Here is a 21,501-nt window from a genome sequence, read left to right on the forward strand (position 1 = left end):
CCCACCCTCCCCCCGAACCAGAGGAACTAGCTGTGACCTACCGCATGCCCGCCGAGTGGACCGAGCACCAGGGCTGCCTGATGGCGTGGCCCGTCCGCCCCGACCTGTGGGGCAACGTCCTGACCGAGGCCCAGCAGGAGTACGCCGAGGTGGCCCGGGCCATCGCCGAGTTCGAGCCGGTCACCATGGTGGCCCCGCCCGGCCACGGCGAGCAGGCCGCCGCGATCTGCGGCGACCAGGGCATCACGGTGGTCGAGCTTCCGCTGGACGACTCCTGGTTCCGCGACTCCGCGCCGATCTTCGTGGTCGACGCGGAGGGCAACCGGGCCGGCGTGGACTTCCGGTTCAACGCCTGGGGCCGCAAGCACTCCCCGTGGGACGCCGACGACCGGGTCAGCGCGCTGATCCTCGACCGGCTCGGTGTACCGGCGATCCGCTCCGAGATGATCCTGGAGGGCGGCGCCATCACCGTGGACGGCGAGGGCACCCTGATCACCACCGAGCAGTGCCTGCTCCACCCCAACCGCAACCCCGACATGACCCGCGAGGAGGTCGAGGCGGAGCTGAAGGCCCGACTCGGCGTCACCAAGGTCGTCTGGCTGCCGTACGGCGGGCTGCTGGACACCGAGACCGACGGGCACGTCGACGGCGTGTGCGCCTTCGCCGCGCCCGGCAAGGTGGTCGTCCAGCTGCCCGCCGACCCGGAGCACCCGGACTACGTGCGGATGCGGGCCAACCGCGCCGTGCTGGAGCACTCCACCGACGCGCAGGGCCGCCCGTTCGAGATCGTCGACGTCCCGCAGGCCGCGTTCGTCGAGGTCGACGGGAAGCGCACCGAGGTCGGCTACCTCAACTACTACCTGGCCAACGGCGGCGTCGTCGTGCCGATCGCCGACCACCCCGCGGACGAGGGTGCGCTGGCCGTGCTCGCCGCCGCCTACCCGGGCCGCAAGGTCGTCGGCGTGCGGGCCCGGGTCGTCGCCTTCGGCGGCGGCGGCGTCCACTGCATCACCCAGCAGATCCCCGCCGCCCGCGCCTGACATTCCCCAGAGGAGGAACCACCGTGCCCCCCACCGCACTTCCCCGCCTCAGACGCGCCGCGGTCCTGACCGCCGCGGCCTTCACCTCCTTCAGCCTGCTGGCCGCCTGTTCGGGGCCCCCCGCCGCCGGTCCGTCCGGCGGCGGGGCCGGGTTCCAGCTCTCGCCCGACACCCCGGCCGCCAAGGGCGAACTGGACTCCTTCACCTGGGCGCTGTACGCCGAACCGCCCACGCTCGACCCGACGATGGCGTTCGACTACCCGCAGAACACCATCCTCTCCAACGTCTGCGAGAGCCTGATGCGGTGGACGCCGCAGCTGACCCTCGCGCCGGGCCTGGCCGAGAAGGCGAGCAACCCCGACCCGACCACCTGGGTGTACGACCTGCGGTCCGGCGTGCACTTCCACGACGGCTCGGTGATGACCGCCGAGGACGCGGTCTACAGCCTCGGCCGGCAGATGGACCCGGAGAACGCCGCCGCCTGGGCCCAGGTGTTCCAGAACGTCGACTCGATCACCGCGACCGGCCCGCTCCAGGTCACCGTGAAGCTCAAGCAGCCCGACTCGCAGTTCCCGCAGTACATGGCGACCGCGGCCGGCACGGTCGCCGCCAAGGCGGGCGTCGAGGCGGCCGGCAAAGACTACGGCACCTCCGGCAGCCTCGACTGCACCGGCCCCTTCAAGCTGGGCAGTTGGGCCAAGGGGCAGTCGATCGAACTCCAGCGCTTCGACGGCTACTGGGGGACGAAGGCGAAGTCCGCCAAGGCGGTGTTCCGCTTCCTCACCGACCCGTCGGCGCGCACCAACGCGATGCTCAGCGGCGAGGTCGACGGCGGCTACCTGATCCCCACCGAGAGCTACGACCGGCTGAAGAAGAGCGGCGTCGGCACGCTGTACTTCGGCGAGGGCCTGAGCACCGTCAACGTCAACGTCACCAGCACCAAGGGCGCGCTCGGCGACGTCCGGGTCCGCAAGGCGCTGTCGCTCGCCCTGGACCGCTCCGGCTTCGTCAAGGCCGGCCTCGGCGGCGCGGGCACCGTCACCGGCTCGCTCACCACCAAGGCCGTCTGGGCCGGCTTCCCGGAGGCCGTGCGCACCGACGCCTTCGCCCACCTCACCCCGACCACCCAGGACATCGAGCAGGCCAAGGCCCTGGTCAAGGAGGCCGGCGCCACCGGCAAGACCCTGACCATCGCCACCAGCAGCATCGGCCAGGACGTCTCGCTGCTCGCCACCGCGGTGCAGAACGCGGGCGCCCGGATCGGCCTGGACATCCAGCTGAAGACGATCGCCCCGAACGCCTTCACCGCGCTGTTCACCGACCCGCAGGCCCGCGAAGGCCTCGACATGTTCCCGGAGACGTACTACGACTCGATCACCGACCCGCTCGACCTGCTGAGCAACTTCAAGACCGGCGCCTACCAGAACTACCCCGGCTTCAGCGACAAGGCGTACGACGACCTGGTCGACCAGGCCGCTGCCGAGTACGACCCGGCCAAGCGCGGCGCCATCGAGGCGAAGCTCCAACAGGCCGCCTCCGAGCAGCTGATGTGGATCCCGGTCGCCGAATGGCCCACCGCCGTGTTCCTCAACAAGCGGGTCACCGGCGCACCCACCACCATCTGCTACCTGTACTACCCGTGGGCGGCCGACGTGGGGGCCACCCGGTGAATTTCCTGAGATTCGCCACCCGGCGGCTGCTGGAGATGGCAGCCACCCTGCTCGGCGCTTCCTTCGTGGTGTACGGCGCGATGTACCTGGCGCCGGGCAGCCCGGCGAGTTTCCTCCTGTCGGGGCGGTCGGCCTCACCGGCCGCCCTGCAGGCGATCAACGAGCAGTACCACCTGGACGACCCGTTCCTGGTCCGGTACCTGCGCTGGCTCGGCCAGGTGCTGCACGGCGACTTCGGCCGCTCGCTCACCTACCGCACCGACGTCTCCGCGCTGCTCGCCGACCGGCTGCCCGCCACCCTGCTGCTGGTCGCCATGGCCCTGGTGATCGTGCTGGCCGCCGGGCTGCTGCTCGGCCGGATCGGCGCGGTCCGCGGCGGCGCCACCGACTCGGGCATCCTGGTCGGCACCACCTTCGCCATCGGCACCCCGTCGTTCGTGGCGGCGGTGCTGCTGCAGGGCCTGTTCGCGGTCAAGCTCGGCTGGTTCCCCAGCAGCGGCGCGGGGGAGGGCCTCGGCGACATGCTGTGGCACCTGACCCTGCCGGCGCTCGCCCTCGCGCTCTACCTGATCGGCCTGCTGGCCCGGGTCACCCGCTCGGCGATGCTGGAGGCCCTCGACAGCGAGCACGTCACCGTGGCCCGCAGCCGGGGCGTCCCCGAGCGGCAGGTGATCAGCCGTCACGTGTTCCGCAACGCGCTGGGCACCGTGCTCACCACCGGCGGCCTGATCGTCTCCACCCTGCTGGTCTGCACCGTGCTGGTGGAGTCCGCGTTCTCCATCGGCGGCCTCGGCCAGCTGCTCGAACTCTCCACCACCACCAAGGACTTCCCGACCGTCCAGGCCATCTCCCTGATCATGGTCGCGCTGTTCATGGCCGTGAACCTCGTCGTCGACCTCGTCCACCCGCTCGTCGACCCCCGGGTCACCCTCGGATCCCGGAGGTCCACCGGATGAGCACCGCCGTCCTCCGCCGGCCCGGCCTGGCCCGGCTCCGCACCACCAGCGCCCCGCTCCAGCTGCTCTGCCTCGGCTTCGTCGCCCTGGTCGTGCTCGCGGCGCTGCTCGCACCCTGGCTCGCCCCGTACGACCCCAACGAGGTCGACCTCGGCGCCGCCCTCGCCGGGCCCTCCGCCGAGCACCTGCTCGGCGTCGACGCGGCCGGCCGGGACACCCTCTCCCGGCTGCTGATCGGCGCCCGCACCTCGCTGCTCGGCCCGCTCGGCGTGGTCGCCTTCTCCACCCTCGCCGGCATCGCCGTCGGCCTCGCCGCCGGCTGGCGCGGCGGCTGGCTCGACTCGCTGCTCTCCCGCACCACCGAGCTGGTCTTCGCCTTCCCCGGGATGCTGCTGGCCATCCTGATCGTCTCGGTCTACGGCGAGGGCCTGCTCGCCCCGGTGATCGCCCTTGCCGTCGCCTACCTGCCGTACGTCAGCCGGCTCACCCGCTCCCTCGTCCTCGCCGAACGCGCCCGCCCGTACGTCGCCGCCCACCAGGTCCAGGGCCACTCCGGCCTGCAGATCTGCCTGCGGCACGTCCTGCCGAACATCGCCCCCGTCGTCCTCGCCCAGTCCACCGTCAACTTCGGCTACGCCCTGATGGACCTGGCCGGACTCTCCTTCCTCGGCCTCGGCGTCCCCGCCCTCACCCCCGACTGGGGCCGGATGGTCTTCGACGGCCAGACCGCGATCCAGCGCGGCTACCCGCTCTCCGCGATCCTGCCCTGCGTCTGCATCGTGCTGACCGTCGTCGCCTTCAACGTCGTCGGCGAGCGCTGGGCCGACCGCGTCGCCCGGAGGAACCCGTGAACGTCCTCGACATCCAAGGCCTGAGCCTGACCCTCCCCGGCACCGCCCGGCCCGTCCTCGACGGCGTCCACCTCACCGTGGCCGCCGGCGAGACCGTCGCCCTGGTCGGCGAGTCCGGCTCCGGCAAGACCCTCACCTCGCGCACCGCCCTGCGCCTGCTGCCCAAGGGCGCCGAGGTGGCGGGCAAGGTCCTGGTCGACGGCGAGGACGTCCTCGCCATGACCCCCGCGCAGCTGCGCGAACTCCGCTCCCGCAAGGCCGCGATGATCTTCCAGGACCCGCGCGCCGCCACCAACCCGCTGCGCCGCGTCGGCGACTTCCTCACCGAGAGCGTCACCCTCACCAAGGCCATGGGCCGCGCCGACGCGGTGGAACGGGCCACCGAACTCCTGGACGCCGTCGGCCTGCCCGCCACCGTCCTGGACAAGTACCCCGGACAGCTCTCCGGCGGCATGCTGCAACGCGTCATGATCGCCGCCGCGCTGATGGGCGACCCGGTCCTGCTGCTCGCCGACGAGGCCACCACCGCGCTCGACGTCACCAGCCAGGCCGAGGTGGTCGGCCTGCTCGACCGCCTGCGGACGCGCTTCGCCACCGGCCTGCTGTTCGTCACCCACGACCTCGGACTCGCCGCCGCCATCAGCGACCGGGTCGCGGTGATGTACGCCGGCCGGGTCGTCGAGACCGGGCCCGCCGAGACCCTCTTCGCCCACCCCCGCCACCCGTACACCGCGGCGCTGCTCGCCGCCACTCCCGCGCTGTCCGGCCCGGCCGGGCGGCTCACCGCGATCGACGGCCAACCACCGGACCTGCGGGAGGAGTTGACCGGCTGCCCGTTCGCCGCCCGGTGCCCGCTGGCCACCGAGCAGTGCCGCACCCAGGCCCCCGCGGCGGAGGCCGTCGGAGCCGGCCACCTGGCCGCCTGCCACCACAGCGACCGGCTCGAAGGGAGCACGGCCCGATGAGCGACCTGCTGGAAGTCACCGGCCTGTGCCGGTCGTTCGGCGCCGTCCGCGCCGTCGACGAGGTCTCCTTCACCCTCGCCGCGGGCGGATCGCTCGGCATCGTCGGCGAGTCCGGCTCCGGCAAGACCACCACCGCCCGGATCCTGGTCGGCCTCGAACAGGCCGACGCCGGACAGGTCACCGTCCTCGGCCGCCCCCGCACCGGCCGGGCCCGCGGCCGGACCGAACGCCTGGCCCGGGCCCGCGAGATCCAGATGGTCTTCCAGGACCCGTACCTCTCGCTCGACCCGCGGACCAGCGTCGAGGACGCCCTGCGCGAGACCCTGCGCCTGCACTTCCCGGACGCCGACCACCCCCGGCGGATCGCCGAACTCCTGGACCAGGTCGGCCTCGGTAGCCGCGCCGCGAGCGCGCTGCCCCGGCAGCTCTCCGGCGGCCAGCGCCAGCGCGTCGCGATCGCCCGGGCGCTCGCCGTGGAACCCGCGGTGATGGTCCTCGACGAGGCGGTCGCCGCGCTCGACGTCTCGGTCCAGGCCCAGGTGCTCAACCTGCTCGCCGACATCCGCGAACAGACCGGCATCGGCTACCTGTTCATCACCCACGACCTGGGCGTGGTGCGGTGCGTCACCGACCAGGTGGTGGTGATGCGGCACGGCCGGATCGTCGAGTCCGGCCCCACCGCCGGTGTCCTCGCCGACCCGCAGCACCCGTACACCCGGCTGCTGCTCGAATCGGTGCCCCGCCCCGGCTGGGACCCCGACGCGATCGCCGCCGCCCGCCGCGCGCTGTAGCGGCTCCCGTGCCGTGGTGCGCGTCGGCCGTCCGATTCGCCCGGACGGCCGCGTGCGGCGGGGCGGTCGCTGACCGTTTCGTCAGTATCGTCCCGGAATGACACCCGCAGCACCGCCCGGAACGAGGCCGCCATGGACCCCCGCACACCGTCCCGCCGCTCCGTCCTGCGCTCCGGCGCGGCGCTGGCGGCGCTCGCGCTGATCGAAGGCTGCTCGTCGGACGGGGGAGAGGAGCCCGCCGGCGCCGCCGAGGCCTCCGCCCCCGCGGCCTCCCCGGCGGTGCCGAGCGCGTCCGCCGCCGGGTGGGCGATGCCGGCCGAATCCTCCCCGCACACCCGCACCTTCATGGCCTGGCCCGCCCTGGAGGAGGTCTGGGGCGACCAACTCCCCGCCGTCCGCCAGGACATCGCGGGCCTCGCCCGGGCGATCGCCGGCTACGAACCGGTGGTCCTGATGGCCCGGCCCGAGCAGGCCGCCGAGGCCCGGCAGCAGGTCGGCTCCACCGTCGAGGTGCTCGAACTGCCGGTGGACGACCTGTGGGCCCGCGACAGCGGGCCCACCTTCGTCACCGGTCCCGGCGGACTCGCCGGCGTCGACCTCAACTTCAACGGCTGGGGCAACAAGCAGACCCACACCGAGGACAGCCAGGTCGCCCGCCGGCTCCTGGAGCACTACACCATCACCCGGATCCAGGCCCCCGTCACCGGCGAGGGCGGCGGACTCGAGGTCGACGGCGAGGGCACCCTGATGGCCACCGAGAGCTCCTGGGTCAACGGGAACCGCAACCCCGGCAAGTCCCGCGACCAGATCGAGGCGAGCCTCAAGGAACTCCTGGGTGTCAGCAAGGTGCTGTGGATCAAGGGCGTCGCGGGACAGGACATCACCGACTGCCACATCGACGCGCTCGCCCGCTTCGCCGAACCCGGCACGGTCGTCCTGCACCGGCCCGGCGCCGACACCCCGCCGGACGTCTGGACCACCGCCTCCGACCAGGCCCTGGAGGTCCTGCGCTCCGCCACCGACGCCAAGGGCCGGACGCTGCGGATCGTCGAGCTCACCGAACCCGACCCGGACCGGATCCAGGGCTACGGCAAGGACTTCCTCGCCACCTACCTCAACTACTACGTCGTCAACGGCGGGGTGATCGTCCCGCGCTTCGGCGACCGGGCCGCCGACGACAAGGCGGCCGCCGTCATCGCCGAGCTCCACCCCGGAAGGAAGGTCACCCAGGTGAGCATCAACACCATCGCCTCCGGCGGCGGCGGGATCCACTGCGCCACCCAGCAGCAGCCCGCCGCCGGAGCCTCATGAGCGCCCTCGCGCGGCTGCGCCGCAGCCGGTTCTCGCAGGCCGTCCTGCTGCTCGCGGTGCTGTGCGGCGCGGGCATCGCGCTGTACCTGGACGAGCGGGAGACCCGGCAGCAGACCCACGAGCTGGCGGTGCCGAGCACGCCGGACTGGGTCGAGCTCGACGTGATCACCCAGGAGGTCAACCCCGGCACCGGGAAGGTGACCCTGTACGTGGTGCCCCTCCCGCACGGGAGCCTGGCGCAGCCCGGCGATCCGTTGGCCTTCTCCCGGCAGGTGGAGATCAAGGCGGAGTCGGCGACCGCGACGGTGTTCCGGACCGCCCCGGGCGAGGCGGGGCCGCCGCAGCAGATGCAGTCCGAGATCTTCTCCGGGACGGAGACCGACTACCCCTTCGACCGGTACCGGGCCGCGACGGCGTTCTCCGCGCACGACAGCGCGGGGCCGGTGGCGGTCGGCCTGTTCTCCGGCGACACCGACCCGTTCTTCTTCGTCACCCCGACCAGCAGCGTGCTGCCGTCCGGCGCGACCCTGATGGAGATGAAGGCGACCAGGGCGCGCAGCACCTTCATCCTCGCCTGGTTCATGATCGCGGCGATGTGGGCGCTGGCGCTGGCCGTGATGGCGGCCGTGGAGGTGCTGTACCGCAGCGGCCAGGGCCTGGTGTGGCCCTCGCTCGGCTGGATGGCGGCCACGCTGTTCGCGCTGATCGGCATGCGCAACGCCGCGCCCGGCGGCCCGCCGATCGGCTCGCTGATCGACTACGTGGCGTTCTTCTGGGCGGAGGGGATCATCGCGGCGAGCCTGACGGTGGCGGTGGTCACCGGTACCCGGGTGGAGCACCGAAAACGGGCCGAGGCGGCGGCCTGACGGGTCTTGGGGCCGACGTCCGGGTCCGGTCAGCGGGCGGTGGCGGTGAGTGCGGTCATCAGGGTGCGCAGGACGGTGGTGGCGTCCACCGAGGCGTCCAGCGACCCGATGGCGGCGAGCCCGTCCACCGCGGCCGCGAAGGACTCGCCGAGGGCGCCCGGGTCGACGGACGCCTGCGGGTGCTCGTCCGCGAGGACCCGGAAGAGCCGGACGAAGCAGGACCGCCAGCGCCGGTACTCCGCGTCCAGGCTCTCGCGCACCCGCTCGTCGTTCAGCGCCAGCCAGTGCAGGGCGGAGTGCAGCCGGGCGAGGTCCGGGCTCTCGGTGCGGGTGAGGAGGGCGATGACCCGTTCGGAGCGGTCCGCGAAGCTGCCGGGCTCGTCCACGGCCGCCTCCAGCGGGGCGATCCACTCGGGGCGGATGTCCTCGACCACCGCCACGATCAGGTCGCTGCGGTCGGCGAAGTGGTAGTGGCACATGCCGTGCGACACCCCGCACAGGGCGGCGACGTTCCGCGTGGTGAAACGCCCGGCGGTGTCCCCGGCCAGCAGCGTCCGGGCGGCGGCGATCAGCCGGGCCCGGGTCTGCTCGCCCTTGGCCGCGCGGCTGCGGCCGGGGGCGGCGGTGCTGCTCTGCTCGTTCACGCGGGTCGCCATGGCGCAACTGTAACGGCCGCTCCGGGCACCGTCGTCGGTGATCGCGGATCGGCTGGAAGAAGGCTTGCGCAGACAATTGACCGAGCGCTTGGTCAGTTTTACGCTTCAGGTCAACCCCGTTACCCCGACGGGCAGTTGACTGGAGACCCTCCGAATGAACCCCCACGCTTCGGACCGGCCCGAGCTCGGTCGCCGCACGTTCCTGGCCGCCGCCGGACTCGCGGCCGCCGGTGCCGCCGTCACCGCCGCGACCGGCTCGTCCGCCTTCGCCGCCCGCACCAAGGCCTCGCCCGCCGCCGCCCCGCTCGCGGCCGGCGCGTACCGCGTCCCCGCCGAGGACGTCCGCCACACCCGCACCTGGATGGCCTGGCCGGACTCCACCACCATCTGGAAGACCAAGCTCAGCGGCGTCCAGTCCAACATCGCGCTGATCGCCAAGACCATCGCCAAGTACGAGCCGGTCATCATGTGCGCCAACCCCGCCGGCGCCGCCAAGGCCCGCTCGATGTGCGGCTCCGCCGTCACCGTCATCGACACCATCCCCGTCGACGACTGCTGGATGCGCGACACCGGCGCCGTCTTCCGCACCAACGGCGCCGGCGGCCTCGACGCCGTCGGCCTCAACTTCAACGGCTGGGGCAACCGGCAGACCCACGCCAAGGACTCGCTCGTCGCCCAGCGGATCGCCTCCTACGTCGGCGTCCCCTTCACCGCCGCGGCCGGCATCGTCGCCGAGGGCGGCGCCATCGAGCAGGACGGCGCCGGCACCCTGATGGCCACCCGCAGCAGCATCATCAACGACAACCGCAACCCCGGCCGCACCCAGGCCCAGCTCGAGGCGGCCATGTGCACCGCCTACGGCGCGTCAAAGGTCATCTGGTTCACCGGCATCAAGGGCCAGGACATCACCGACGACCACGTCGACGCCACCTCCCGCTTCCTCGCCGGCGGCGGCGGCCTCGTCCAGATGCCGCTCGCCACCGACACCGACGTCTGGGCCCAGGACGCCCGCCAGCAGTACCAGATCCTCTCCACCTCGACCAACGCCGCCGGCAGCCCCATCCCCGTCACCAAGCTCCAGGGCCCCGACTACTACAAGATCCGCTCCACCAGCGCCGACTTCGTCGCCGCCTACGCCAACTACTACGTCTGCAACGGCGCCGTGATCGCCGCCCAGTTCGGCGACACCTCCGCCGACAGCGCGGCCAGGGCCACCCTCACCCGACTCTTCCCCGGCCGCGTCATCGAACAGCTCAACATCGACTACCTCGGCGCCGGCGGCGGCGGCATCCACTGCGTCACCCAGCAGCAGCCCGTCGCCTCCTGACCCGACCCCCGCTCCGGCGGTGCCGGGCCCGCGCACCTGCGCCCGGGCCCGGCACCGCTCGCCTCACGCCGAGGGCACCGTGCACCGCATCACCCAGCGCCACTTGGCGATCCGGCGGTCACGGACGAACCCGAACCCCGCGTACAACTCCTCCGGCCCCGTGTGGAAGTACGCCCCGCGCTGCGGCGGCCGACCCTCCGACTGCTCCGGGTACGCCTCCACCGTCCCCCCGCCGGCCTTCCCGATCGCCGCCAGCGCCGCCCCCACCGCGGCCCGGGCCACCCCGCGGCCGCGATGGGCGGTGGCGGTGAACACGCAGCCGATCCGCCAGTCCGGCAGCCGGTCCAGCTCCTTGGCGTACGCGGCCCGGTTCTTGATGTTCGGCAGCTCCGCCGGCGGCCCGAACTGGCACCAGCCCACGCACTCGCCCTCCGCGAACACCAGCACCTGGTGGCACGTGCCGCGCTCCACGTGCGCCCGCTTCGCCGCCCGGTTCTCCGCCGGGCCCGTGGAATTCCGCACCCCCTCCGGGTGGAACCCCAGGCACCAGCACCCGCCCCACACCCCGTTGTGCCGCTCCACCAGCCCGGCGAACCCCTCCCACGTGCCGACATCCAGCAACCGGGTCGCGTACGCGGGATCCTGACCGTCCACCATCCCCGCATCATCGACCGCGCCCCGCCCACCGGCAAGGCCATCCACCCCCGACACGCGCGGGCCACCGCCGCCGATCGAAAACGGCTGTTCGGATACCGGAGCGCGGTGGTACAACTCCGGCGTGCTGAACAACCTTCACTTCTCCGAGCTGCTGCGCCTGATCGACGAGCGGTCCACCGCCTTCCGGGCGGCGATCGCCGCAGCGCCCGACCTCGACGTCCAGGTCCCCACCTGCCCCGAGTGGACGCTGTACGACCTGGTGCAGCACCTGGGCGTCGGACGCCGCGCCTGGGCCGCCACCGTCGCCGCCGGCGCCACCGCCACCGGAAAGGCCGAGCCGCTGGGCGACCCGGTCGCCCCCACCGAGCGCGAGGCCCTGGACGCCTGGCTCGCCGAGTCGACCCGGCTGCTGCTCGACGCCCTCACCGACGCCGGCGAGGACGGCCCCTGCTGGGGCTGGTGGGGGAAGTCCCAGACGCCCCTGACCGTGTACGGCGCGGCCCGCCGCCAGCTCCACGAGATCGCGGTGCACACCTACGACGCCCAGCTCGCCGCAGGCGCCCCGCAGCCGGTGCCGGTCGAGATCGCCCTCGACGGCGCCGAGGAGTTCCTCTGCACCATCGGCACCACGACGGAGGCCTGGCCGCACGAGGCCGCCGTCGTCGACTACCACGCCACCGAGGGCCGCTCCTGGCGCAGCCTCCTCTCCGAGCAGGGCTCCCGGCTCGGCGCCGTCCCCGCCGACGCCCCCGAGCCGGCCGACGCCACCGCCGCCGGCCCGGCCAACGAGTTGCTCCTCGCCCTCTACGGCCGGATCCCGTTCGACACCCTCAAGCTGGAGGGGCAGCGCATCCTCTTCGACCAGCTCTTCGAGTGGGACCCGGAGCGCTAGGCCGACCTTGCAGTCCGAAAGCCCCCCGGTCCCCGGGGGGCTTCGCCGTTCAGAACCGCTCCTCGATCCACCGGGCGTCCGTCAGGTACCGCCGGTCGTGCCCGTCCGCGAGGTGCTGCGCGAACGCCGGGTGGCCGGCCTCTGCCTGCTGCCGCATCGACGCCACCAGCGCGCGCAGCCGCTCCGCCGCGACGGCGGGCAGCCGCTCGCGCTCCTCCGGGGACAGGCCGTACGCGTCCGCGAACAGCGCCAGCCGGCGCTCCGCCTCCAGCACCGGCAGGGTGTGCTCCACCTCGTCCGGCGCGTACAGCGGAACGAACCGGTACGCGGTGTACGCGGCGTCCCACAGCCGCGGCCCGGGGTGCGCCGTGTCGAAGTCGATGAACGCGACCGGGAGTCCGTCGCGGAACACGGTGTTGTACGTGGCTGCGTCACCGTGGCAGATCACCTCCGCCGGCTCACGCGGTGGAAGCTGCCACACGTCGTCCGGCTCCCGGACGAAGGCCGCCGAGGCCTCGTGCAGACCGCGCAGCAGCCGCCCGGCCGCCACCAGCGAGGCGTCGCTGCGCACGGCGGGCGCCGCGAAGTCGTGCCCCACCTCGCCCGGGAGGTACTCGACCAGCTCCTCGCGGCCGTCCCCGCTCAGCCCGAACGGCCGCGGCGCCCCGCCGAACCCCGCCGCGCGCAGGTGCGCCAGCAGCCGCTGGACGGTCCCACTCCACGGCCCCGCCGGCCGCCGGACCACCCCGCCCTCCCGGACCACCCGGTTGACCCCGCCGACGAACTCCTCCCGATCCTCCACGCCACCCGATCCCTGCACTAGAAGAGCCTGGGTCGCTGGTCGGGATCGTCGCGGCGGACCGTCGGAACGGCCTCTCCGCCGGCGGTCAGGCCCGTCCTCCCGCGAGCGACGCACACCATCACGTGGCCGGTCCGCAGGGCGCCGAGGACGAACGTCACGCTCAGGACAGTGAACAGCGTCGATCCCGAGGCGGCGGCCCGGAGTCCATAGCCGGCCAGGCCGGCGAAGATCGCGAAGTTGGCCAGGAGCAGGGGCCAACCCGAATCGGTCTTGGCGCGGTTGAAGCGCTGGAACGCGTTGCGCGGAGAACTCGGGGGATGGGGGCTGAACCGCTGCTTGAGGGTCGGCCGGGGAGGTCGCTCGGTCATGGCAGCCCATCAGACAGGCGCGGGCGGCGTCCGCGCAACCGCATTGGGGAGCCGCCCGGGCCTGCCGTCCGGGACCGTCGGGCGTGGCATCCTTGACCGGTGCTCACAGGGAATCAGGTCGGCGCCGTCTTCTTCGACATCGACGGCACACTCGTTCCGAGGACGAGCTCGTCGGCGTTCCTGGCCGGGTTCCTCGGGCACGGCGCGGAGGTGACGCGGGCCGAGGACGCCTATGCCGTCGGCGACCTGGACAACCGCCAGGTCTCCGAGCTGGACGCGGCCGGCTGGGCGGGAGCGTCGGAGAAGCAGGTCGCCGACCGGCTCGACGGGCTTCCGCTGGTGTCGGGCATCGCCGAGACCGTCGCCTGGTGCCGGGGGAACGGCCTGGTGCCCGTCCTCGCCACCCTGGCGTGGTCCCCGGTCGGCAGCCACCTGGCGGACCGCTTCGGCTTCCACGCCTACAGCGGCCCCCGGTTGGAGACCGACGAAGGCCGGTACACCGGGCGCGTCGCCCGGCACTTCGACGAGTACGACAAGCGGGACTTCGCCCTCGCGCAGGCACGGAGCCTCGGGCTGGACCCGCGCGCGTGCGGGGCGGTCGGCGACAGCCGCTCCGACCTGCCGCTGTTCGGCTCGGTCGGCCTGAGCGTCGCGTTCAACGCCTCCGAGGGTGCGCGGGCGGCGGCCACCGCCACGGTGGACAGCGACGACCTCCGCGACGTGCTGCCGGTCCTGGGCCGGATGGTCGCGGCTGTGCGCTGACGGCCGCCTCCCGTCAGGTCAGTCCTCGTCGAAAGGCTCGTCGTTCCACCTGAACCACGCGCGCCCGTCCTTGATGTGCAGCAGGAACTCCGCGACCGGGCCCTCCGGCGCCACCAGCGACAGCGCGTCCGCGATCCGGTCGTACGCCTTGTCGAACCGGTCGTACTCCTCCGCGTCCAGCAGGGCCCGCGACTCGTCGAACCACGGCTTCACCTCGCCGAACGCCTCCGTCGGAACGAAGCGCCCGTACAACCAGGGGAAATCCGCCTCGCCGATCACGATCTCGCCGAGCAGCTCCTCCTGCCGCACCAGCCGCCAGACCTCACCCACGAAACCCACGCCGCCCACCCCCCGCTCCGCAGCCCCCGATACCGCCCGCAGTATGGCACGCGGCACTGACAGCGGCCCCGTCAGGCGTCGCCCAGCCGACGGTGGAGGTCCTGCAGCGCCGCGACGGCGTCGCCGGCGGCCTTGCCGTCGTCGCTCTGCGGGCCGGGGACGATCGTGAGCATGATCCAGTCGGCGCCGCGGCAGCTCTGGACCCTCGCCATGGTGACCCTCCCGTTCTCCTTCTCGATCTCGCGGTAGCCGCCCGCGCCGAGGGCGGGCAGGTCCTCGAAGGTGAACGCGGGGGACAGGGACGCGGTCCCGGCGGCCTCCTGCCTGTGCAGGTCCGTGGCGACGAAGGCGCAGCGCTGCTCCGGGGACATGCCGGTGTTCGGCCCCGGCAGCTCGCGGGTGAAGGAGACCCCGAGGCCGCCCACACCGTCGGCGGCCGTGACACGGCACCCGCCGGAGCTCAACTGCGGTCCGGTGCCGCCCCGTTCGGTGCGCAGGACGCGGTCCTCGGGAGGGTTGAGCCGGTTCGGCTTCTCCCGGTCCGGGGAGTAGCCGGGCGCGTACCGGGCGAGGAAATCGGCCCCCAGCAGCGTGCAGAGGTTCGCGCCGACCGCCGGGGCGATGCCGTCGGCCGGCAGCGGGCGCGGTGAGGCGGCGGCGGGTGCCGCCGTACTCGCGGACGGGCCGGATCCGCCGGGGGAGCCGATCGTGATCGAGCACCCGGTGAGGAGCGCGGCGCCCAGCAGCGCGGCCGGCGACGCCCCGCGAACGTGGTGGAGTGCGATGAGTTGTTCCCCCGTGCTTCCCGTGGACCCCTGCGTGTCACATCCGACGCGCCACAGTCTCCCCGACCCCGGCCGGCCCCTGACCGGTAGGGGGGTGGCCGCGGTGCGCCGGGCGGTGCTCGTCGAGACCGTCGGAGAGCGGCGTGCTCGTCGCCGAGGACGAGCGGTCCGCCCGGCGCCGCGGGAGTCAGCTCCGGTAGGGCCCGCCGACCGGGTCGTCCCGGGTGGCGGACGCCTCGAAGTCCAGGGCCAGGGAGGGCTCCAGGACCGGTTCGAGGCCCGGCTCCAGCAGTCCGCCGGCACGCGCGCGGCCGGCGTCGGCCGGCGCCTCGAACGGACCGGCAGCCGGCTTCCGGGCGGGCACCCACCGGGCCCACAACCCTCCGAGCCGTTCCACGGCGGGCTGGGTGTACCGGGCGGCGAGCGGCCCGGTGACGACCAGGATCAGGACGTACGCGGTGGCCAGCGGTCCGAGGCCCGGTTCGATGCCCGCCGTGACGGCCAGACCGGCGATGACGATGGAGAACTCGCCGCGGGCCACCAGCGCACCGCCCGCCCGCCAGCGGCCGCGGGTCGCGATGCCGGCCCGGCGGGTGGCCCAGTACCCGGTGGCGACCTTGGTGACGGCGGTGACGACCGCCAGGGCCAGGGCGGGGAGCAGCACGGGCGGGATGCTCGCCGGGTGGGTGCTCAGCCCGAAGAAGACGAAGAACACCGCCGCGAAGAGGTCGCGGAGCGGGCTGAGCAGGGTGTGCGCACCCTCCGCGGCCTCCCCGGAGAGGGCGATGCCGACCAGGAACGCGCCGACCGCGGCCGACACCTGGAGCTGCTGGGCGATGCCCGCCACCAGCAGGGTCAGGCCGAGCACCACCAGCAGCAGCTTCTCCGGGTCCTTGTGGGAGACGAACCGGGAGATCAGCCGCCCGTAGCGCAGCGCCAGGAACAGCACGCAGCCGGCCGTCGCCAGCGCGACGGCGAGGGTGATCGAGCCGGCCAGGAGTCCGGCACCGGCCAGCAGCGCGGTGACGATCGGCAGGTAGACCGCCATCGCCAGGTCCTCCAGCACCAGGATGCTGAGGATCACCGGGGTCTCCCGGTTGCCGAGCCGGCCCAGGTCGCCCAGCACCTTGGCGATCACCCCGGAGGAGGAGATCCAGGTGACCCCCGCCAGGACGACCGCGGCGACCGGTCCCCAGCCGAGCAGCAGGGCGGCGGCCGCACCGGGCAGCGCGTTGAGCACGAAGTCCACGGCACCGGCCGGGTACTGGGCCTTGAGGTTGGTCACCAGGTCGGCGGCCGTGTACTCCAGACCGAGCATCAGCAGCAGCAGGACGACGCCGATCTCCGCGCCGGTGGCGACGAACTCCTCACTGGCGCTCAGCGGCAGCAGCCCGCCGTGGCCGAAGGCCAGCCCGCCGAGCAGGTAGAGCGGGATCGGTGAGAAGCCCCAGCGGCCGGCCACCCGGCCGAGCAGGCCGAGAACCAGGATGATCGAGCCGAGTTCGACGAAGACGCTCGCGGTGTGCATCCGATCACTCCCTGCCGAGGATCGCCGCGGCGGCGTCGACGCCTTCGCGGGTGCCGATGACGATCAGGGTGTCCCCGCCGGCCAGCCGGAAGTCCGGGGCGGGCGAGGGGACGGCGCCGGTGCGGCGCAGGACGGCGACGATCGAGGCGCCGGTCTCGGTGCGCATCCGGGTGTCGCCGAGCAGCCGGCCGTTCCAGCGGGAGGTGCCCGTCACAGGAAGGCGCTCGGCGACCAGGCCGAGGTCGTTGTTGTGGAGCAGGGCCGGGCTGTGGTGGTCCGGCAGCAGCGCGTCCACCAGGGCCGCGGACTCGTCCCGGGTCAGCCGGAACGACTGGGAGCAGGAGTCGGGGTCGTCGGAGTGGTACACGTTGAGGGTCCGTGAGCCGTCCCGGTGCGCGATCACCGACAGTTGGCGGTGTTCTCGCGTCGTCAGGCCGTACTGCGTCCCGACTCCGGGAAGCGCGGTGGTTCGGACACGGGGAATCGCCATGGTGGCAGTCCTCTCCTCGACGAGCATGACCGCCACCATGGTAATGAGAAGGTAAAGCCCCTCGAAATTCCGCTCGGACTACGGCATGTGACTGTCCAGGTAGTCGATCAGCGCGGACTCCTTGCGCAGCAGCTGCTCACGGTCGTCGGCATGCATCGACGCCAGGGCGTCGACCAGGACCCGTTTCCGAGGGACGTGGACCATCGTGCCCCAGTAGATCCGGCACCCGGAACACCACACGAACCCGATGCACCGCTCGAAACTGGAGGACTCGGGAGGGTAGTAGCGGTACTCGTACGACCGGACGGGCTCGTGGCACACCACGCAGAGCCAGCGATCACCCCGGCGACCGAACCAGTCGTTCCCCCACTTGCGCCAGGCCTTCCGCCCGGCCGGTGCTCTTCACATCGTCATGTGCCCATTCTGCCCGAATTGTTGGCCGAGCGCCGATCAGATCGACAGGACGCCGGCGAACGCGCCGTGGCCGACGCCGGGGGCGGTCAGGGCGAACCAGCCGTGGCCGGTCATCGGGGTGTCCTCGTCGATCTCCTCCGGGTCGACGGTGAGCCGGCCCGCGACGGCGTGGGCGTTGCCCTCGAGGGAGGCGTTGGGCTCGTACATGCCGGGCTCCCAGAGCGGGTCGTCGGTCTGCGGCTCCTCCCAGGCCAGCGGCTCGCCGGTGAACGCCGGTTCGCGGTAGGTCTGGTAGGAGCGGACGACGCCGCGGCCCCGCTCGGCGACGGCCCAGTGGTGGCAGTCCTCGTACTCGTCGCGGAAGTAGTAGTGCGCCTGGCCGCAGGCCTCGGCGACGCGCTCCAGCGAGCCGTTGTCGGGGCTGTTCAGCAGCGTCCGGCCGAAGAACAGCCGCCAGCCGTCGATCTCGGGAGTGACGAACACCCGCTCCGCCACCCGCGAGGTGCCGTCGGGGAGGGCGACGGAGGCTTCGTCGTACACCCGGCCGGACAGACCCATCGCCAGGGTGGCGGGGATCCGGTCGCAGAGCTCCAGCGCCTCGAACGCCGCCTCGTAGCTGTCGCCCGGGACCGCGATCCACTGGTAGTCCCAGAGCTCGTCGGGGAACGGGTCGTCCAGCAGCTTGATGCGCACCAGGCGCTCCAGCGCGGCCCGGTCGCGGCCGGTCAGCCCGCCGCAGCCGCCGAGGTGGGCGAGGGCGTGCAGGGCGTGCCGGCGCAGCCGGCCCGGGCCGTCCGCCCGGACGGCCAGCAGCTCGGGGACGACCGAGGGGCCCATCGCCTCCAGGACCCGCCGGGCCGAGAACTCCTCCCGCCGGTTGCCGAGCAGCGGCAGGACGGCGGCGAGCGCGGGACGGGCGGCGGTGCCGAGCCCGCGCAGCGCGGTGAGCGCGGCATCGCGGACCGTCGCCGACGGATCGGCGAGCCGGGCCGCCAGCCCCTCGGCATTGTCCGGCTCCGTCGCCTCGGCCTGCTCGGCCGTCTGCTGCGCTGTCACGTTCTGCATGCGGAGAGACTAGGTCGTCCGGCTGACACTCCGTCGGCCGGGGCCGGGCGCGTGAGAGGCTCGGGTGGCGGATGGCGGGTCGAGGAGGCCGGGCGTGGTGGAGTGGCGGACCTTCGGGCGGCGACAGGTGTACGCGAGCCCGTGGGTGGAAGTGTGGCTGCAGGACGTGGAGGTGCCCGGGACGGGCCGGATCGAGCACCACGTCGTCCACTACCCGCGGGCGTCGACCACGGCCGTGGTGACCAACGAGGCGGGCGAGTTCCTGCTGATCCACCGGCACCGGTTCATCACCGGGCGGTGGGGCTGGGAGGTGCCGGCCGGGTGGGCGGATCCGGGGGAGGCGCCGGCCGAGGCGATCGCCCGGGAGGTGGAGGAGGAGACGGGGTGGCGGCCCGGCCGGGTGGAGCCGCTGACGGAGTACTTCGCGATGGCGGGCATCTCCGACGCGCACTTCCGGTCCTTCCACGTGACCGGCTGCACGCGGGTGGGCGAGCCGCAGGACGTGTCGGAGGCGGCCCGGGTGGAGTGGTTGCCGGAGAAGGACGTGGTCGCGCTGCTCACCGACGGCGGGATCTCCGACGGTCCGTCGCACGCCGCGCTGTCGTACTTCCTCGGGCCGCACCGCCTCGCCGGCCGGCGCTGATCCTCACCTACCGTCTCACCGGCCGGTGAGGGGGGTGAGCCGGGTCAGCTGGGCGATCCGGTCCAGACGACCTCGCGCCGCTTCAGGCCCTCGCCGGCGGTGAATCGGACGGAGATGGTGGCGGTCGTGCCGTTCGGCAGGGCGTAAACCTCCTGGGCGGCGACCGACTGGCCCGGGGCGAGGGAGTTGGGGATCGGGTGGACCCGGCCGGTGATGTCGATGAGCGGGAAGAGCAGCTTGCCGTTGGCGTCCTTGACGTAGAGCAGCTGGGAGCCGACCATCGGGAGCGTCGTCGGACCGGTGTTGACCAGGGTGATCGAGAGGACGACGACCTTGGCGTTCTCGGGGGCCGCGAAGACGGACTCGTCCGGGACGAACGGCTTCGGAGCAGCCAGAGTGACCTTCAGGCCGTTCTCCTCGAAGGTGTAGGACCCGCCGAACGACAGCTTCCGGGCCGCCTCGTCGAGGGCCTTCTTCTGGTCCTCGGCCGCCTTCTGCGCGAGCCTGACCGCTTCCTCCTCGGCCCGCTTCCGCTCCGCGGCCTCGATCTTCTCGCGCAGCCGGTCCGCCTCCTCCCGCCTCCGCTGGGCCTCGGCGTCGGCGGCGGCCGTCGCCGCGCGCCGCGCCTCGTTGACGTGGTGGACCTGCACCGCGACCAGGACTCCGGCGCCGGCCGAGAGGAGGAGGCCGACCGCGCCGAGGATCACCCCGGTCAGGGCCATGGCGCGGTTGTTCGCCAGGCCCTTGCGGACGTGGCCGAGCGCGACCGCGCCGAGGACGACGCCGAGCAGGGCCGGGAGCCAGGCGAGCCAGAAGAAAGCGATCGTCAGGCCGAGGACGGCGCCGACGATCCCGAGCGTCATCGCCGCGATGCCGAGACCGTTGCGGGGCTGTGGCACGGGCTGCGGGAACGGCGTCCAGTACGGCATGTCCGGGCCGGCGCCCGCGTTCAGGTCCGGAGCCGGCCCCGGGGCGGCGCCCGGATACACCGGCGGGCCCGGAGCCGGTGGTGGAGCGGTCGCCGTTCCGGACGCCGCCCCGGCGTCCGGCGGCGTCCAGGGGTTGAAGGCGACCGGTTCCCCGGCGGCCTGCGGGCTACCGGGCTGGGCGGGGTCGGTCATGCGGCGGATCCTCCGGGCAGTGCGGTCGACGGACGGACGTCCGAGGCGGAAGTCTGCCCTGACGGGCGGCCAGGAGACGAATCGATTCTCCGCAGGTGAGGCCGGGGCTTCGCCCGGTCAGCGACGGGTGTAGGTGAGGAACATGGCGCCGCCCGGCAGCACCACCTGGTCGGCGAGTGCGAAGGTGCGGGGGTCGGTGCCGTGCTTGCCGGCGAACAGGGGGATGCCCGCGCCGGCGGTGACCGGGCTGACCTTGAGCACCAGCTCGTCGATCTCGCCGTACAGCGCGCCGGCGAGCTCGGCGCCGCCGATCAGCCAGATGCCGCCGCCCTCCTCGGACTTGAGCTCGCGGACCTTCGCCACCGGGTCGCCGGCGACCAGTTCGACGGCCGGGTCGGGGCTCTCGGTGAGGCTGCGGGAGCACACCAGGTGACGCAGGTGCGGGTAGGCGTCCGTGACGCCGACGTCCAGCCCGATCTGGTACGAGCGGCGGCCCTCCACGACGGTGTCGAAGCGCGTCCCGGGCGCGGTGACGCCGAGCGCCGCGCGGGCCGGGCCGGGAAGGGTCTCCGGATAGTGGGTGACGATGTGCTCCAGGTAGTCCGGGGTGATGGGGAAGAACCCGTCGGGCCCGCTCGGGTCGCCGCCGTCGGCGCCCGCGATGAAGCCGTCGAGGGTGGTGGCGACGTAGTAGGTCAGGGTGCGCATCCGGTGGCCTCTCAGTTGGTGAGGGAGTAGTAGTGGAGGGTCTCGTCGGAGGAGGTCCGCTGTAGGCCGGCCTTCTCCAGCACCCGCTGGGAGCCGAGGTTGTCGTGGGTGGTGTCGGCGACCGCGCGGCGGACCCGCTCGTCCGCGAATGCCGTGTGCAGCAGGCCCAGCAGCGCCTCGGTGGCGTAGCCGCGGCCCTCGACCTCGGGCGCCACGCCGTACCCGAGCCCGACGGTGCCGGACTCGTCCGGCGGGCCGAACAGGCCGATCCCGCCGATCACCTGGTCGGTGCTCTGCAGTTCGATCATCAGCGGCCCGAAGAGCGGCTCGCCCTCCGGCAGCCCGAGGAACATCCGGGCCACGTCCCGGTCGTCCTCGCGGGGGAAACCCGCGCTCCAGACGTTCTCGGGCCGCCCGCCGGCCACGATCAGCTCCGCCTCCTCCCGGGTGTACGGGCGCAGGCGCAGCCGGGCGGTCTCGATGGTGAAGGTCAC

General features: G+C 73.2%; 25 protein-coding genes. 12 read left to right on the plus strand and 13 right to left on the minus strand.

Annotated features, from left to right (window positions below; genetic code table 11):
* Window positions 1-32: 32 nt before the first annotated feature.
* The 8 genes from ACGFX4_RS37380 (at window position 33) to ACGFX4_RS37415 (ending at window position 8,450) form a co-directional block, all read left to right on the plus strand.
* Window positions 33-1,040 (plus strand): agmatine/peptidylarginine deiminase, encoded by a 1,008-nt coding sequence (locus tag ACGFX4_RS37380; protein WP_393084746.1) that lies wholly within the window; start codon window positions 33-35, stop codon window positions 1,038-1,040.
* 23 nt (window positions 1,041-1,063) lie between these two features.
* The gene (locus ACGFX4_RS37385) at window positions 1,064-2,710 is read left to right on the plus strand and encodes an ABC transporter substrate-binding protein (RefSeq protein ID WP_393084749.1); all 1,647 of its coding nucleotides are present in this window, start codon (window positions 1,064-1,066) and stop codon (window positions 2,708-2,710) included.
* Entirely contained in the window at window positions 2,707-3,666 is a 960-nt protein-coding gene (locus tag ACGFX4_RS37390) for an ABC transporter permease (protein WP_393084751.1), read from the plus strand. The genes ACGFX4_RS37385 and ACGFX4_RS37390 overlap by 4 nt, the downstream gene beginning before the upstream one ends.
* Entirely contained in the window at window positions 3,663-4,517 is an 855-nt protein-coding gene (locus ACGFX4_RS37395) for an ABC transporter permease (RefSeq protein WP_393084753.1), read from the plus strand. Before ACGFX4_RS37390 ends, ACGFX4_RS37395 begins: the two co-directional genes overlap by 4 nt.
* Window positions 4,514-5,482: an ABC transporter ATP-binding protein gene (locus ACGFX4_RS37400; protein ID WP_393084755.1), complete on the plus strand. Its 969-nt coding sequence runs from the start codon at window positions 4,514-4,516 to the stop codon at window positions 5,480-5,482. Before ACGFX4_RS37395 ends, ACGFX4_RS37400 begins: the two co-directional genes overlap by 4 nt.
* The gene (locus ACGFX4_RS37405) at window positions 5,479-6,273 is read left to right on the plus strand and encodes an ABC transporter ATP-binding protein (protein WP_393084757.1); all 795 of its coding nucleotides are present in this window, start codon (window positions 5,479-5,481) and stop codon (window positions 6,271-6,273) included. The genes ACGFX4_RS37400 and ACGFX4_RS37405 overlap by 4 nt, the downstream gene beginning before the upstream one ends.
* Before the next feature lie 132 nt (window positions 6,274-6,405).
* On the plus strand, window positions 6,406-7,584 hold the full coding sequence (locus tag ACGFX4_RS37410) for an agmatine deiminase family protein (RefSeq protein WP_393084759.1): 1,179 nt from the start codon (window positions 6,406-6,408) through the stop codon (window positions 7,582-7,584).
* Window positions 7,581-8,450, plus strand: a complete 870-nt coding sequence (locus tag ACGFX4_RS37415) for a DUF4436 family protein (protein ID WP_393084762.1) — start codon at window positions 7,581-7,583, stop codon at window positions 8,448-8,450. Before ACGFX4_RS37410 ends, ACGFX4_RS37415 begins: the two co-directional genes overlap by 4 nt.
* A 29-nt stretch (window positions 8,451-8,479) precedes the next feature.
* Here ACGFX4_RS37415 and ACGFX4_RS37420 read toward each other — a convergent pair whose 3' ends face one another.
* Window positions 8,480-9,106, minus strand: coding sequence for a TetR/AcrR family transcriptional regulator (locus tag ACGFX4_RS37420; RefSeq protein ID WP_393084763.1), 627 nt, complete (start codon window positions 9,104-9,106; stop codon window positions 8,480-8,482).
* Window positions 9,107-9,260: 154 nt separating this feature from the next.
* Between ACGFX4_RS37420 and ACGFX4_RS37425 the strand changes: the two genes are divergently transcribed.
* A complete protein-coding gene (locus ACGFX4_RS37425; RefSeq protein WP_393084766.1) occupies window positions 9,261-10,433 on the plus strand; it encodes an agmatine/peptidylarginine deiminase in 1,173 nt (390 codons plus the stop codon).
* Window positions 10,434-10,496: 63 nt separating this feature from the next.
* Here the strand turns inward: ACGFX4_RS37425 and ACGFX4_RS37430 are convergent, their stop codons facing one another.
* Window positions 10,497-11,090 (minus strand): GNAT family N-acetyltransferase, encoded by a 594-nt coding sequence (locus tag ACGFX4_RS37430; protein WP_393084768.1) that lies wholly within the window; start codon window positions 11,088-11,090, stop codon window positions 10,497-10,499.
* A gap of 121 nt (window positions 11,091-11,211) precedes the next feature.
* On the opposite strand from ACGFX4_RS37430, the gene ACGFX4_RS37435 reads away from it, so the two are divergent.
* Window positions 11,212-11,982 carry a maleylpyruvate isomerase family mycothiol-dependent enzyme gene (locus ACGFX4_RS37435; protein WP_393084770.1) on the plus strand — a complete coding sequence of 257 codons (771 nt, stop codon included), beginning with the start codon at window positions 11,212-11,214 and terminating at the stop codon, window positions 11,980-11,982.
* Between the two features lie 49 nt (window positions 11,983-12,031).
* On the opposite strand, the gene ACGFX4_RS37440 is transcribed toward ACGFX4_RS37435, so the two are convergent.
* On the minus strand, window positions 12,032-12,784 hold the full coding sequence (locus ACGFX4_RS37440; protein ID WP_393084772.1) for a phosphotransferase: 753 nt from the start codon (window positions 12,782-12,784) through the stop codon (window positions 12,032-12,034).
* 17 nt (window positions 12,785-12,801) lie between these two features.
* Complete coding sequence (locus ACGFX4_RS37445) at window positions 12,802-13,152, minus strand: hypothetical protein (RefSeq protein WP_393084774.1); 351 nt, start codon at window positions 13,150-13,152, stop codon at window positions 12,802-12,804.
* A gap of 99 nt (window positions 13,153-13,251) precedes the next feature.
* Between ACGFX4_RS37445 and ACGFX4_RS37450 the strand changes: the two genes are divergently transcribed.
* The gene (locus ACGFX4_RS37450; protein ID WP_393084776.1) at window positions 13,252-13,914 is read left to right on the plus strand and encodes an HAD family hydrolase; all 663 of its coding nucleotides are present in this window, start codon (window positions 13,252-13,254) and stop codon (window positions 13,912-13,914) included.
* Between the two features lie 18 nt (window positions 13,915-13,932).
* Here the strand turns inward: ACGFX4_RS37450 and ACGFX4_RS37455 are convergent, their stop codons facing one another.
* The 6 genes from ACGFX4_RS37455 to ACGFX4_RS37480 form a co-directional block, all read right to left on the minus strand.
* Entirely contained in the window at window positions 13,933-14,253 is a 321-nt protein-coding gene (locus ACGFX4_RS37455) for a hypothetical protein (protein ID WP_393084778.1), read from the minus strand.
* Between the two features lie 71 nt (window positions 14,254-14,324).
* A complete protein-coding gene (locus ACGFX4_RS37460) occupies window positions 14,325-14,717 on the minus strand; it encodes a hypothetical protein (RefSeq protein ID WP_393084780.1) in 393 nt (130 codons plus the stop codon).
* A 508-nt stretch (window positions 14,718-15,225) separates the two neighbouring features.
* On the minus strand, window positions 15,226-16,566 hold the full coding sequence (locus tag ACGFX4_RS37465) for a cation:proton antiporter (RefSeq protein WP_393084783.1): 1,341 nt from the start codon (window positions 16,564-16,566) through the stop codon (window positions 15,226-15,228).
* A gap of 4 nt (window positions 16,567-16,570) precedes the next feature.
* Window positions 16,571-17,056 carry a cation:proton antiporter regulatory subunit gene (locus tag ACGFX4_RS37470; RefSeq protein WP_393084785.1) on the minus strand — a complete coding sequence of 162 codons (486 nt, stop codon included), beginning with the start codon at window positions 17,054-17,056 and terminating at the stop codon, window positions 16,571-16,573.
* Window positions 17,057-17,134: 78 nt separating this feature from the next.
* Window positions 17,135-17,260: a hypothetical protein gene (locus ACGFX4_RS37475; protein ID WP_393084787.1), complete on the minus strand. Its 126-nt coding sequence runs from the start codon at window positions 17,258-17,260 to the stop codon at window positions 17,135-17,137.
* Between the two features lie 246 nt (window positions 17,261-17,506).
* Window positions 17,507-18,535: a HEAT repeat domain-containing protein gene (locus ACGFX4_RS37480; RefSeq protein ID WP_393084789.1), complete on the minus strand. Its 1,029-nt coding sequence runs from the start codon at window positions 18,533-18,535 to the stop codon at window positions 17,507-17,509.
* Window positions 18,536-18,629: 94 nt separating this feature from the next.
* On the opposite strand from ACGFX4_RS37480, the gene ACGFX4_RS37485 reads away from it, so the two are divergent.
* Window positions 18,630-19,178 (plus strand): NUDIX hydrolase, encoded by a 549-nt coding sequence (locus ACGFX4_RS37485; RefSeq protein ID WP_393084791.1) that lies wholly within the window; start codon window positions 18,630-18,632, stop codon window positions 19,176-19,178.
* Window positions 19,179-19,222: 44 nt separating this feature from the next.
* Here the strand turns inward: ACGFX4_RS37485 and ACGFX4_RS37490 are convergent, their stop codons facing one another.
* From ACGFX4_RS37490 to ACGFX4_RS37500, 3 genes are all read right to left on the minus strand, one after another.
* Window positions 19,223-20,299 (minus strand): hypothetical protein, encoded by a 1,077-nt coding sequence (locus ACGFX4_RS37490; protein WP_393084795.1) that lies wholly within the window; start codon window positions 20,297-20,299, stop codon window positions 19,223-19,225.
* 117 nt (window positions 20,300-20,416) lie between these two features.
* Window positions 20,417-21,007: a dihydrofolate reductase family protein gene (locus ACGFX4_RS37495; RefSeq protein WP_393084797.1), complete on the minus strand. Its 591-nt coding sequence runs from the start codon at window positions 21,005-21,007 to the stop codon at window positions 20,417-20,419.
* Window positions 21,008-21,018: 11 nt separating this feature from the next.
* Window positions 21,019-21,501 carry a GNAT family N-acetyltransferase gene (locus ACGFX4_RS37500; protein WP_393084799.1) on the minus strand — a complete coding sequence of 161 codons (483 nt, stop codon included), beginning with the start codon at window positions 21,499-21,501 and terminating at the stop codon, window positions 21,019-21,021.

The organism is Kitasatospora sp. NPDC048365 (assembly GCF_043200835.1).
Taxonomy (GTDB): Bacteria; Actinomycetota; Actinomycetes; order Streptomycetales; family Streptomycetaceae; genus Kitasatospora; species Kitasatospora terrestris.

Excerpts from the sequence above, each read along its gene's own strand:
- ACGFX4_RS37395 (WP_393084753.1), top strand. The coding sequence starts at position 3,663 with ATGAGCACCGCCGTCCTCCGCCGGCCCGGCCTGGCCCGGCTCCGCACC.
- ACGFX4_RS37405 (WP_393084757.1), top strand. The coding sequence starts at position 5,479 with ATGAGCGACCTGCTGGAAGTCACCGGCCTGTGCCGGTCGTTCGGCGCC.
- ACGFX4_RS37410 (WP_393084759.1), top strand. The coding sequence starts at position 6,406 with ATGGACCCCCGCACACCGTCCCGCCGCTCCGTCCTGCGCTCCGGCGCG.
- ACGFX4_RS37415 (WP_393084762.1), top strand. The coding sequence starts at position 7,581 with ATGAGCGCCCTCGCGCGGCTGCGCCGCAGCCGGTTCTCGCAGGCCGTC.
- ACGFX4_RS37420 (WP_393084763.1), bottom strand. The coding sequence starts at position 9,106 with ATGGCGACCCGCGTGAACGAGCAGAGCAGCACCGCCGCCCCCGGCCGC.
- ACGFX4_RS37425 (WP_393084766.1), top strand. The coding sequence starts at position 9,261 with ATGAACCCCCACGCTTCGGACCGGCCCGAGCTCGGTCGCCGCACGTTC.
- ACGFX4_RS37430 (WP_393084768.1), bottom strand. The coding sequence starts at position 11,090 with ATGGTGGACGGTCAGGATCCCGCGTACGCGACCCGGTTGCTGGATGTC.
- ACGFX4_RS37445 (WP_393084774.1), bottom strand. The coding sequence starts at position 13,152 with ATGACCGAGCGACCTCCCCGGCCGACCCTCAAGCAGCGGTTCAGCCCC.
- ACGFX4_RS37465 (WP_393084783.1), bottom strand. The coding sequence starts at position 16,566 with ATGCACACCGCGAGCGTCTTCGTCGAACTCGGCTCGATCATCCTGGTT.
- ACGFX4_RS37470 (WP_393084785.1), bottom strand. The coding sequence starts at position 17,056 with ATGGCGATTCCCCGTGTCCGAACCACCGCGCTTCCCGGAGTCGGGACG.
- ACGFX4_RS37475 (WP_393084787.1), bottom strand. The coding sequence starts at position 17,260 with ATGGTCCACGTCCCTCGGAAACGGGTCCTGGTCGACGCCCTGGCGTCG.
- ACGFX4_RS37480 (WP_393084789.1), bottom strand. The coding sequence starts at position 18,535 with ATGCAGAACGTGACAGCGCAGCAGACGGCCGAGCAGGCCGAGGCGACG.
- ACGFX4_RS37490 (WP_393084795.1), bottom strand. The coding sequence starts at position 20,299 with ATGACCGACCCCGCCCAGCCCGGTAGCCCGCAGGCCGCCGGGGAACCG.
- ACGFX4_RS37495 (WP_393084797.1), bottom strand. The coding sequence starts at position 21,007 with ATGCGCACCCTGACCTACTACGTCGCCACCACCCTCGACGGCTTCATC.